This window comes from Mesorhizobium sp. M1406, assembly GCF_040317555.1.
In the GTDB taxonomy this organism is placed as follows: domain Bacteria; phylum Pseudomonadota; class Alphaproteobacteria; order Rhizobiales; family Rhizobiaceae; genus Mesorhizobium.
Genome location: NZ_JAMYKW010000035.1, coordinates 43,813 through 54,906 on the forward strand (window position 1 = coordinate 43,813; position 11,094 = coordinate 54,906).

Here is an 11,094-nt window from a genome sequence, read left to right on the forward strand (position 1 = left end):
AGCGGGGGGCCCATTCCCATCCCTTCACCGCCCAAGCGACGAGGCCCGGCTCAGCCGGGCCTCGATTTGCGTTTCGGCACCCCGATTTGACTTGCATCAACGCGCCTGGCCCTGCCCTGCGGCAAGACTTTCGTGCGCTGGCGGCTCAGGCATGGGCAAATTGCGGCTCGCACGAGTGGAGATGCATGTGCTGGACAATACGCAGGTAGAAAGGCTCGAAGCCGAGGCGGTCAACTCCGCCAAGATGCGCCAGCCAATGTATGCCGCGCGCAAGAAGATATTCCCAAAGCGGGCCTCGGGCAGCTTTCGCCAATTCAAATGGCTGGTGATGGCGGTCACGCTTGGTATCTATTATCTGACGCCGTGGCTGCGGTGGGACCGTGGCCCGTTTGCCCCTGACCAGGCAGTGCTGCTCGATGTCGCCAACCGGCGTTTCTATTTCTTCTTCATCGAGATATGGCCGCAGGAATTCTACTATGTCGCCGGCCTTCTGGTCATGGCCGGCGTCGGTCTTTTCCTGATCACCTCGACTGTCGGCCGTGCCTGGTGTGGCTACACATGCCCGCAGACCGTGTGGGTCGATCTGTTCCTGGTCGTCGAGCGAGCCATCGAGGGTGATCGGAATGCGCGCATCAAGCTCGATGCCGCCTCCTGGAGCGCTCGCAAGCTCGCACTGCGGGTATCGAAACACGCCATCTGGCTGATCATAGGTACGGCGACCGGCGGTGCCTGGATATTCTATTTCGCCGATGCGCCGACGCTGCTCGGCGAACTCTTCACCGGCACGGCAGCGCCTGTCGCCTACATCACCGTCGCGGTGCTGACGGCAACGACCTACACGTTCGGCGGGCTGATGCGCGAGCAGGTCTGCACCTATATGTGCCCATGGCCGCGCATCCAGGCAGCCATGCTCGATGAAAGTTCGCTCACCGTCACCTACAATGACTGGCGCGGCGAACCGCGCACGCGTCATGCCAAGAAGGTGCTGGCCGCAGGCCAGCTCGTGGGCGACTGCGTCGACTGCAATGCCTGTGTCGCGGTCTGCCCGATGGGGATCGACATTCGCGATGGCCAGCAGCTCGAATGCATCACTTGCGCGCTCTGCATCGACGCCTGTGACGGCGTCATGGACAAGCTCGGCAAGGAGCGTGGGCTGATCGCCTATGCGACGCTCTCCGACTACAACGCCAACATGATGCTGGTGACCGCGGGCGGGTCCAGCTCAGTCAATCCGGCGCTGGTCAGGACGGATGACGGCGTGTTCTCGGACAGGGTGGCTCATTTCCATATCCGCAAGATCTTTCGCCCGCGCACATACGTGTACATGGCTATGTGGTCGTTGATCGGCCTGGGCCTGCTCTATTCGCTGCTGACGCGCGACCGGCTCGAGATCAATGTCTTGCACGACCGCAATCCGCAATTCGTGACGCTGTCCGACGGCTCCATCCGCAATGGCTACACCGTCAAGCTGCTGAACATGATCCCCGAACCAAGAACGATCATCGTCACCCTTGGGGGTTTGCCAGGCGCAGAGATGAGCATCGTCGGTGTCGACCTCCCCGCCGGTCGCTCTTTTGCGATCCAGGTCGAACCCGACCGGCTGAAGATGTTGAAGGTTTTCGTGCGCCTGCCTGCTGATCAGATCCATGGCGAAGCGCAGACCTTCACATTTCGGGTCGAGGACAAAGCGAGTTTCGAGTCGAACGAATACACCGCCACATTCAACGCACCGGAGATCGCCAGATGAGCGCAACCACGCGAAAATCACGCGAATTCACCGGCAGGCACATGCTGGCCATCATCCTTGCCTTTTTCGGCGTGGTCATCGCTGTCAATCTGACGATGGCGACGCTTGCCAACATAAGCTGGACCGGCCTTGTCGTCGAAAACACCTATGTCGCCAGCCAGCAATTCAACAGGAAGGCCGAGGAAGGGCGCGCGCAGGCAGCCCTCGGCTGGACCGGCAAGCTGACCATGGCATGGGGCGAAATCCGCTACAGCCTCACCGACGCCTCCGGCACGCCGGTTCCCTTGCACGGCGTCAAGGTGCTGTTTCGCCATCCCGCTTACGAGAAAGAGGATGAGTCCATCCAGCTCGCCCTCGCCTCGGGTCAGGAATTCGCCGCCCAGCATATGCCGAAGGACGGTGTCTGGATCGTCGAAATCGACGCCGATGCCGGTCTGGCAAGACCATATCGCGACGTGCGCAGGATCATGATTTCCCATGGAGCGCTGAAGTGAGCTGCTGCGCGCCGGGCGCCGAAATGGCGCTGGATTTGGTTAGCGCCACCTCGGTCCTGCCATCCAGCCAGGAAATCAGGCTGGCGAGCCGATCGCTTGGCGATGATCTTCGTCAGACCGACCTTTCCGTACCGACTGTTCACTGCGGCGCCTGCATCCAGACCATCGAGACGGCGTTGGGAAAACTCGATCACGTCGAGGCCGTTCGCGTCAACCTGTCGACCAAACGGGTCTCGGTCCGGTGGCGCGGGGGCGAGGTTCCACCGTTCGTCGTCGCGCTAGGGCAGCTGGGCTACCAGGCGCATCTGTTCGACCCGGAGATCGACGACAAGGACAAGACTCTTTCGGAGTTGATCCGTGCCGTCGCGGTTGCGGGGTTTGCGGCGGGCAACATCATGCTGCTTTCGGTCTCGGTCTGGTCCGGTGCCGAAGGCGCGACACGCGACCTGTTCCACTGGGTCTCGGCACTGATCGCCATCCCCGCGCTAGCCTTCGCCGGCGGCATCTTCTTCCGCTCGGCCTGGAATGCGTTGCGCCACGGCCGCATGAACATGGACGTGCCTATCGCGGTCGGCGTGTCGCTTGCCTACGCCATGAGCCTTTACGAGACGATCACCCATGGCGACCACGCCTATTTCGACGCGTCGGTGTCGCTGCTGTTCTTCCTGTTGATCGGCCGAACGCTCGATCACGTCATGCGGGAGCGCGCCCGGACCGCCGTGAAAGGCCTGTCGCAGCTGGCCGCGCGTGGCGCAATGGTGCTGCGCGCCGACGGTGCGCGCGACTACCTGCCGGTTAGCGAGATCGAACCAGGAATGCAGTTGCTGATCGCAGCCGGCGAAAGGATTCCCGTCGACGGCAAGATCATTCGGGGGGCGTCGGATCTCGACTGCTCGCTGGTTTCCGGCGAAAGCACGCCCCGAAACGTGGCGCCAGGCGAACCCGTGCAGGCTGGCGTGCTTAACCTTACCGGCTCGCTGACGATCAAGGCGACAGCCGACGCGAAGGATTCGTTCCTGGCGGAAATGGTTCGGCTGATGGAGGCCGCCGAGGGCGGCCGGGCACATTATCGCCGGATCGCCGATCGCGTTTCAGCGCTTTATGCTCCGGTGGTTCATCTTACCGCCTTCGTGACGTTCCTTGGCTGGATGGCGGTGACCGGCGACTGGCACCGGGCGATAACCATCGCCATTGCCGTTCTCATTATCACATGCCCATGCGCGCTCGGCCTCGCCGTGCCGATCGTTCAAGTGGTCGCCGCGCGACGCCTGTTCGAGCACGGCATCATGGTCAAGGACGGTTCGGCCATGGAGCGTCTGGCGACGATCGATACCGCAGTCTTCGACAAGACCGGAACGCTCACGCTCGGAAAGCCCCGGCTCGTCAATGCGTCGTCGATCGATCCGGCGACGCTGGCAATCGCAGCCGACATGGCCGCGCATTCGCGCCATCCGTTTTCAAAGGCCATAGCCGGCTTTGCCTCGCCTGGCGGGCAGAGCAAATTCGATGCCGTCACCGAGCACCCGGGCTTCGGCATCGAGGCCGCTGCCGCCGGAAACATCTGGCGGCTGGGTCGACGCGGATGGGCTGGATGGAAAGCCCGCACCGGCGGCGAAGGCAGACATGGCTATGGCGGGACGGTTCTGACGAAAGACGGGATCATTGTCGCGACCTTCGATTTCGAGGATGCGCCGCGTGCCGACGCCAGGGCTGCGATCGAGCGATTGAACGATGCCGGGGTGTCGGTGCGGATGCTGTCGGGCGATACAGCAGGCGCCTGCGGCGAAGTCTCGAAAACGCTGGGCATCGACGATTTCGTTCCGTGCCTGCTGCCGTCCGGCAAGGTCGAATGCATCGAAACCCTGGCGAGAGACGGACACCGGGTTCTGATGGTTGGCGACGGCCTCAACGACACGCCGGCACTGAGCGCCGCGCATGTCTCGATAGCGCCGGCCACCGCGGCCGACATCGGCCGCAATGCCGCCGATTTCGTATTCTTGCGTGAAAGCCTTGCGGCAGTGCCTCTCGCGCTGGACGTCTCGCGCAAGGCGGGAAGCCTGATCCGCCAGAACATCGCGATCGCCATCGTCTACAATGCTGTCGCCGTTCCGATCGCCATTCTGGGGCACGTTACGCCACTGATCGCAGCGATCGCCATGTCCGCCTCATCGCTGCTTGTGATCGGAAATGCTCTGCGTCTGCAAGGCTCTGCGTCGAACGCAGCGGCGCAAGATGCACGACAGGACGGGCGCCACGGCGTCAGCCAGTTGGCACAACTCCAATGACGACCCTTGCCTACCTCATACCCGTGGCCCTCTTCCTTGGTGCCCTTGGACTGGGGGCCTTTCTGTGGGCCTTGAGAAGCGGTCAATACGAAGATCTCGATGGAGCCGCCGAGCGGATCCTGATCGACCGGGACGACAAGCCGCAGGGCTGACTCGGACGCCGTGCCATCCAAGGCGCCGATGCGGCTGGGGCTCCGGAAAATGACCCAGATCAAAGCGCGCAGCGCATAGATCTGGATAGTCAAGGATAGATATCCGAGGAGCGAACATGCGAGCCGAAGCCATAATGACGAAGCCGGTCGTCGGCATGGACCCGGCTGCATCGATCGCCGAGGCGGCCGGGCTGATGCTCTCAAAAAAGATCAGCGGCTTCCCCGTCATTCGCAGCGACGGCGTACTGGTGGGGATCGTCAGCGAGGGTGATTTCCTGCGTCGGGGAGAACTGGGCACGCAGCGCAAGCGCCCACGCTGGCTGGAATTTCTCGTCAGCCCTGGAAAGGCGGCCGATGAATATGTCCGCACCAATGGCCGGCGGGTTGAGGAGGTGATGTCACAGGATGTCGTCACGGCATCCCCTGACTCATCGCTCGCCGAGATCGTCGAGCTCATGATACGCCACCACGTCAAACGCATTCCGGTCGTCGACGATGGGAAAGTCGTCGGCATCATCACCCGCTCTGATCTTCTGCGGGTATTGCTCAGCGTCCTTCCGGACAGGGCTGCTACGGTCATCGACGACGAACAGATCCGTCAGAGCATCATTGCCGAGCTTATGGCGCGGAAATGGGCCGGCAGCGACTTGATCGACGTGATGGTCAACGAGGGCGTGGTGAAACTCAGCGGCGCTATCTTCGACGAACGCGAGCGCCAGGCAGCCATCGTCGTCGCCGAAAATGTCGCCGGCGTCAAGGCTGTCAGGGATGATCTCTTTTGCGCCGATCCGCTGTCCGTCATCCTTGTTTCGTAGCTGCTGGACGTGCCCGACGGGCTTAGCGTTGCAAACTGTCGGCCCCAGGATCAATATCGCTCGCTCGATAGCGAATGGTCGAGAATGACGACATCACCAGCCGAGGGGCCAGTGCCAACGGGTTCCGATGCTGGGCTTAAGATATGGTCCGCAACTAGGAGAGGTCTGCGCTTTCAAGCGCCCCAAAGCGGCCATGGATTCCACAGCCCGCGAACCTCGTTGCGCGGGACCTCCGAGATGTGCGTCGCCGAAGATTGAATGAAGCCTTCGATTCAGCCTGAGCGCTCGGCGCTTTAGCGTTGTCCGGTCGCATGCTGCAGCCGCGCGATCAAGTCCCGGTTGCGGCAGTAGTCTGGCGGACTATCGGCTTGCTGGTGTTCATCGAGCCAAATCGAGCATTCATCTTGGTGGCCACAGGAACGGCAGCGGTCCACCGCCCGGTTGGTGACGGCTGCATGGTCGGGTACGACTTTCAACTGTCTGTCGACGCCCAGCTTCCGCATCATGCGGTCCATCAAGACGGTCCTGGCATCAACTGAAATCAGGTAATCGAGAAAGGTCATGCGGATCACTCCTGCCCACTGGCCATCATTTCCATATTGACGGTCGGCTCGCGTTGATCTCGATCAACAGGCGGCATCGTTGCCAATGCCTGAGCCTAAACGGGAGCTTGGGACGCTAGACCTTTGCGACAAGACGGTCGAGAAATGGCCGTTGACCGACAACCAACTTGTCCGGACCAATAGGCGACGTCGTCTGGCGAGACGGATCGCCGGTCGGCTTCGCCTATCATCAATACGACATGAAGCGGCTAATGCCGCTCTCTTCGATCAGCGTGCGGGTCACGCCGCCAAACGCCCATTCTCGCAAGCGGCTATGGCCGTAGGCGCCCGAGACGATGAGGTCCGCATGGATCGAGTGCGCGAATGTCAGCAACCGGTCGCCGTCGGCTTCGCCGGCCAACATCTCGGTTCGTGCCATGATGCCGTGATGTTCCAGAAAGACCGCGACATCGGCAAGGCTGTCGCGAATGCTTTCGTCGCGATCGGTAGCGATCGTGGCGACCACGACTTCGCTAGCCTTGGCCAGGAAAGGCAACGCATCAGTCATCGCCCGCCGTGCCTCCCTGGTGTCCTTCCAGGCAACCAGGACAGTTTTTGCAAGGACGTGTTCGACATTGCTCGCGGCGATCAGGACCGGACGACCGGCACCGAGTGCAAGGCTGCCGATATCCACAGCGCGAAAGACGTTGTCTCCATCCCTGCCACCGGTGACGATGAGGTCGGCCGCCCTGGCCGAAACGCTGAGGAACCGAGTCGGGCGGCAGACGGCTTGGCCCCATTCGCTAAAGATTGAAGCAGGAACCAGCCTCTCGAACTCGGCACGCAGTTCGGCAAGCCGTTTTTCGATTTCCGTTCGCTGGATCTGCATGATCTCGCCTTCGTAGACCATGCCGTCACCTGTCGCGACCAGGGGCGGGACATCCGCTGCCGCCAAGCCGATAAGACGGGCTTCAAATCGTTCCGCGAGTTCGATCCCCACCCTTACAATAGGTGCAGGAGGCCCATCGACGGCGAGGTTTACGATGATTGATTTGTAGGACATTGCCGCCGGGCCTTTCGCTGAAACGATGGAATGCGTGATGAATTGCATTCGCCAGCGTCTGATGCCTTGATGCGCGTCAAAGACCCGCCAATCGCATCCGCATCCGAAAAAGTCGGGATCGATCCGTTTTTGCGTGTATGGAGACAAGTGATAGGTAGCCTTCGTTCAGGCGTCTCGAACCCAGGGATATCAGGTGAGTCAGGACGAAGCGATTATTTTGTCGACCGGCGGGCCGATGCTGAAATCAGTTTTGTCGCAAATGTTCGAGCAGGCTCCGGGCTTCATGGCTCTGATGCGTGAGCCGGATCATGTCTTCGAACTGACCAATGCCGCCTACCAACGGCTGATCGGCCACAGGCGGGTGATTGGAAAATCGGTCCGCGAGGCCCTTCCCGAACTCGAAGGCCAAGGGTTTTTCGAACAGCTGGACCATGTGCACAAGACTGGCGAGCCCTATAGGGGCCAAGGCGTGAAGGTCGGCCTTCGCAACATCGACGACGGGCCGATTGAAGAGCGCATCCTGGATTTCGTCTATCAGCCTATCAAGGCCGACGATGGCCGTATCACCGCGATCTTCATTGAAGGCACGGATGTCAGCGAACTCTCCTTTGCGAACGCCGCGCTTCGGCTGCGTGAGGACCATTTGCGATCGATCCTGGCTACAGTGCCAGATGCAATGGTTGTCATCGATGAGCAGGGCGACATTCAATCCTTCAGCACCGCTGCCGAGGCTCTGTTCGGCTACCAATCAGGCGAAGTCATTGGTCAAAACGTAAAAATGCTGATGCCTTCGCCCTACCGCGACGAGCATGATGCCTATCTGCTTCGCTACCTGACGACGGGAGAGCGCCGGATTATAGGGCTAGGCCGCACCGTCACCGGTATGCGCAAGGATGGCTCTACCTTCCCGATGGAGCTTTCCGTGGGCGAGATGCATCCCGGAACCGGGCGCTTCTTTACCGGCTTTTGCCGCGACCTGACTGAACGCCACCGGGCGGAAGCAAGAATCCAGGAGCAGCAGCGGGAACTGCTGCACATGGCACGGTTTACCGCACTCGGCGAAATGGCCTCAACGCTTGCACATGAGATCAACCAGCCGCTTACCGCCATCACGAACTACCTCAAGGGCAGTCGTCGGCTGCTCGATAAGAGCACGGAAGAGAACGCGCCCATGCTGCGGGATGCGGTAGAAAAGGCAGCTGAGCAAGCCCTGCGGGCAGGAGACGTCATTCGTCATCTGAGGGAATTCGTCGCAAGAGGCGAAAGCGAGCGTCAGGTCGAACGTTTGCCGGCACTGATCGAGGAAGCCTCGTCCCTGGCCCTGGTTGGTGCCAGGGAGATAAATGTCCTCGTCAGTTACAAACTTGACCCCGCCGCCGAACTTGTCTTGACTGACCGCATCCAGATTCAGCAGGTTTTGCTGAATCTCATGCGCAACGCGGTGGAGGCCATGCAGGACGCGCCGCGCCGCGAGTTGCAGGTCACAACTGTCGCCCGGGATGACGGGATGGCCGAAGTGAGCGTGATCGATACGGGCGCAGGCCTCGCGCCGGAGGTCTCGGCCCAGCTTTTCCAGCCATTTGTCACCACCAAGAAGCAGGGCATGGGTGTCGGGCTCTCGATTTGCCGCACCATCGTTGAATCGCATGGCGGTCACATATGGGCAGAGGCAATACCGACCGGCGGAACCGCTTTCCGGTTTACCCTGCGCATCGTGGAGAAAGAAGAGGTCACAAATGGCCAGCAGTGATCTGGTTCATGTCGTCGACGACGACGTGGACGTTCGCAAGTCTCTCGGTTTTCTCCTAGGAACAGCAGATTTTGCAGTGCGCCTGCACGAATCAGCCACGGCTTTTCTATCGATGTCGACGAGTAGTCTCGACGGCTGCATCGTCACCGACGTGCGCATGCCGGGCATAGATGGCATCGAGTTCCTGCGCCAACTCAGGACCCGAGGACACACACTTCCGGTGATTGTCATGACGGGCCATGCCGATGTGGCGCTCGCCGTTCAGGCGATGAAGGAAGGCGCTTCCGACTTCATCGAAAAGCCGTTCGACGACGAGATGCTGATCGACGCGATCCGCTCCGCGTTGGCCAACCGCAACCAGGCGCCTGCGGCGCATCCACAATCCGCGGAAATCAACGGACGTCTGTCGACATTGTCGGAGCGGGAGCGGCAAGTGCTGGACGGACTCGTCTCCGGTCTGCCAAACAAGACGATCGCCTATGATCTGGGCATCAGCCCGCGCACGGTCGAGATCCATCGTGCCAATGTCATGAGCAAAATGCAGGCGAGCAGCCTGTCGCATCTCGTACGCATGGCATTGATCGTCGAATCCAGACCCTAGGGACGGTCTCCGAAGGCGTTGCCGTTGCCTGCGGCCTCCCTACCCGGCTCCCAATCGCGCCAATGGGTCGGGCGAATGTCAACACGGACGCCAGTCGCGGCGTTTTTCCAACCCTCCCGTCCCTTTGTGCAGGGAAATACGAGCGCATGCTCCCCTTCGTCATCGAAGACGGCCAGTTCGAGGTCCCGACCAAACGGTGCGTTTGAGATTGGCTCCCACATCGTCTTATCTTTGACGGAAACAGCCCGGCGCGCTTTGACCTGGATCATTTCAGGAATTGCTGAACCTCTTTCCGCAAGACGCCACCTTCCCTTGATCGTGATCAAAGACGCTCCACAGAGCGTCGGCTCACCTCGAATTGAGATAGGCCAATTGATCCGGCGCAATGCGCGGACGCCTTCAACGCTTCAGGAGGACGATGAAAACGTCAAGGAGTACCCTGATGAGCCAGATGTCCCATACCTCTTTCGCCAGTTTCAGCCACGCTGCCCAGCAGGCGCAGCAGTGGGTCAATGAGCTCGCCAAGGATCTCTGCTGGAGCGAACCGAGCGCGTGCCGCCTCTTGCGGTCCGTTCTGCACACGGTGCGGGACTGGCAGTCGCCAGAGGAAATGGCCGATCTTTCCGCGCAGCTGCCTGTTTTGGTTCGCGGCATCTACTTCGAAGGCTGGAACCCGTCGGCACCTGCGAGTGAGCGCAAGAAGCACGACTTTGTCGTCAGTGTCAGAAACAGTTTCGGCTATGATGACGAGGTTGATTTCGACGTCGCGATCAACGCGGTGTTCAAGTTGCTCGACCGCCATATATCGCATGGTGAGATCGTGCGGATCAGAAACCCGATGAAGAAGTCGCTTCGAAAATTGTGGCCCGTGGATTGACCGATGTTCCGCGACAGGGAGGACGCTGGAGTGAAGCTTGGCTGTTCGGTCGAAAACCAGCAGGCAACACCGAAGCGGGCAACAGACCACCGGCCACGGTTCAAAAGCCGCCACGAAATCAATCCCACAGAATGACCGAGAGAAATAGGAGATCACGTCATGCTGATCCGCACGCTTTCCGCCTTGGAATGTACCAAAATGCTGACGGCCAATCGTGTTGGCCGCCTGGCGTGCGCGAAGGATGGGCAGCCCTACGTCGTACCTCTTTACTACGCTCATTCCGATGCGCATCTTTACGCGTTCTCCATGCCTGGCAAGAAGATCGAATGGATGCGAGCCAATCCGCTGGTATGCGTCCAGGTTGACGAACATGGCCAAGGTCGAGGGTGGAGAAGCGTCGTTGCCGACGGCCGATACGAAGAGTTGCCGGATCGAATTGGCCACAAACTCGAACGCGATCATGCGTGGTCGATGTTGAGCAAACATACCGACTGGTGGGAGCCCGGCGCATTGAAGCCGGTCTCGCCTCCCGTTTCGGACAGCGCTCCGCACGTTTTCTTCCGGATCCTGATTGAACAGGTGTCCGGACGAGAAGCCGGCGAGTAGTCGTTCCATCGATTCGTTGCAAGAAATGGAAAGGCCCGCGCCAATAGCCCGGCCCGTTGTTAAAGGCCGTTGCATTCGATAACCCCCAAAAAACCCCCCCCGACCCAACCGAGAAGCACCACATTGCGCCACCCCCCAAAAAAACCAAAACCGCGCGGGTGT

At 60.5% G+C, this 11,094-nt stretch carries 11 protein-coding genes; 9 read left to right on the forward strand and 2 right to left on the reverse strand.

Annotation, left to right across the window (positions count from 1 at the left end; translation table 11 throughout):
• Positions 1-181: 181 nt before the first annotated feature.
• The 5 genes from ccoG (at position 182) to NKH03_RS23970 (ending at position 5,493) form a co-directional block, all read left to right on the forward strand.
• Positions 182-1,747 (forward strand): cytochrome c oxidase accessory protein CcoG, encoded by a 1,566-nt coding sequence (gene ccoG / locus NKH03_RS23950; protein WP_502913555.1) that lies wholly within the window; start codon positions 182-184, stop codon positions 1,745-1,747.
• The gene (locus NKH03_RS23955) at positions 1,744-2,241 is read left to right on the forward strand and encodes a FixH family protein (protein ID WP_352873321.1); all 498 of its coding nucleotides are present in this window, start codon (positions 1,744-1,746) and stop codon (positions 2,239-2,241) included. The genes ccoG and NKH03_RS23955 overlap by 4 nt, the downstream gene beginning before the upstream one ends.
• Positions 2,238-4,526 carry a cation-translocating P-type ATPase gene (locus NKH03_RS23960; protein ID WP_352970915.1) on the forward strand — a complete coding sequence of 763 codons (2,289 nt, stop codon included), beginning with the start codon at positions 2,238-2,240 and terminating at the stop codon, positions 4,524-4,526. The genes NKH03_RS23955 and NKH03_RS23960 overlap by 4 nt, the downstream gene beginning before the upstream one ends.
• Positions 4,523-4,678, forward strand: a complete 156-nt coding sequence (gene ccoS / locus NKH03_RS23965; protein ID WP_352873318.1) for a cbb3-type cytochrome oxidase assembly protein CcoS — start codon at positions 4,523-4,525, stop codon at positions 4,676-4,678. The genes NKH03_RS23960 and ccoS overlap by 4 nt, the downstream gene beginning before the upstream one ends.
• 116 nt (positions 4,679-4,794) lie before the next feature.
• Positions 4,795-5,493, forward strand: a complete 699-nt coding sequence (locus NKH03_RS23970; protein ID WP_352970917.1) for a CBS domain-containing protein — start codon at positions 4,795-4,797, stop codon at positions 5,491-5,493.
• 293 nt (positions 5,494-5,786) lie between these two features.
• Here the strand turns inward: NKH03_RS23970 and NKH03_RS23975 are convergent, their stop codons facing one another.
• Together NKH03_RS23975 and NKH03_RS23980 are read right to left on the reverse strand one after the other, a co-directional pair.
• Entirely contained in the window at positions 5,787-6,056 is a 270-nt protein-coding gene (locus tag NKH03_RS23975; RefSeq protein WP_352873315.1) for a DUF6455 family protein, read from the reverse strand.
• A gap of 229 nt (positions 6,057-6,285) precedes the next feature.
• Positions 6,286-7,098 (reverse strand): putative universal stress family protein, encoded by an 813-nt coding sequence (locus NKH03_RS23980; protein WP_352970919.1) that lies wholly within the window; start codon positions 7,096-7,098, stop codon positions 6,286-6,288.
• Between the two features lie 193 nt (positions 7,099-7,291).
• On the opposite strand from NKH03_RS23980, the gene NKH03_RS23985 reads away from it, so the two are divergent.
• The 4 genes from NKH03_RS23985 (at position 7,292) to NKH03_RS24005 (ending at position 10,932) form a co-directional block, all read left to right on the forward strand.
• The gene (locus NKH03_RS23985) at positions 7,292-8,848 is read left to right on the forward strand and encodes a PAS domain S-box protein (RefSeq protein WP_352970921.1); all 1,557 of its coding nucleotides are present in this window, start codon (positions 7,292-7,294) and stop codon (positions 8,846-8,848) included.
• On the forward strand, positions 8,835-9,449 hold the full coding sequence (gene fixJ / locus NKH03_RS23990) for a response regulator FixJ (RefSeq protein WP_352873312.1): 615 nt from the start codon (positions 8,835-8,837) through the stop codon (positions 9,447-9,449). Before NKH03_RS23985 ends, fixJ begins: the two co-directional genes overlap by 14 nt.
• A 442-nt stretch (positions 9,450-9,891) precedes the next feature.
• Positions 9,892-10,326, forward strand: coding sequence for a DUF2267 domain-containing protein (locus NKH03_RS24000; RefSeq protein ID WP_352970924.1), 435 nt, complete (start codon positions 9,892-9,894; stop codon positions 10,324-10,326).
• Positions 10,327-10,485: 159 nt separating this feature from the next.
• The gene (locus tag NKH03_RS24005) at positions 10,486-10,932 is read left to right on the forward strand and encodes a pyridoxamine 5'-phosphate oxidase family protein (protein WP_352873308.1); all 447 of its coding nucleotides are present in this window, start codon (positions 10,486-10,488) and stop codon (positions 10,930-10,932) included.
• The last annotated feature ends 162 nt before the right edge of the window (positions 10,933-11,094 follow it).

Bases quoted from the DNA above. Each gene is read 5' to 3' on its own strand.
- ccoG (WP_502913555.1), top strand. From the start codon at position 182: ATGCATGTGCTGGACAATACGCAGGTAGAAAGGCTCGAAGCCGAGGCG.
- NKH03_RS23955 (WP_352873321.1), top strand. From the start codon at position 1,744: ATGAGCGCAACCACGCGAAAATCACGCGAATTCACCGGCAGGCACATG.
- ccoS (WP_352873318.1), top strand. From the start codon at position 4,523: ATGACGACCCTTGCCTACCTCATACCCGTGGCCCTCTTCCTTGGTGCC.
- NKH03_RS23970 (WP_352970917.1), top strand. From the start codon at position 4,795: ATGCGAGCCGAAGCCATAATGACGAAGCCGGTCGTCGGCATGGACCCG.
- NKH03_RS23975 (WP_352873315.1), bottom strand. From the start codon at position 6,056: ATGACCTTTCTCGATTACCTGATTTCAGTTGATGCCAGGACCGTCTTG.
- NKH03_RS23980 (WP_352970919.1), bottom strand. From the start codon at position 7,098: ATGTCCTACAAATCAATCATCGTAAACCTCGCCGTCGATGGGCCTCCT.
- fixJ (WP_352873312.1), top strand. From the start codon at position 8,835: ATGGCCAGCAGTGATCTGGTTCATGTCGTCGACGACGACGTGGACGTT.
- NKH03_RS24000 (WP_352970924.1), top strand. From the start codon at position 9,892: ATGAGCCAGATGTCCCATACCTCTTTCGCCAGTTTCAGCCACGCTGCC.
- NKH03_RS24005 (WP_352873308.1), top strand. From the start codon at position 10,486: ATGCTGATCCGCACGCTTTCCGCCTTGGAATGTACCAAAATGCTGACG.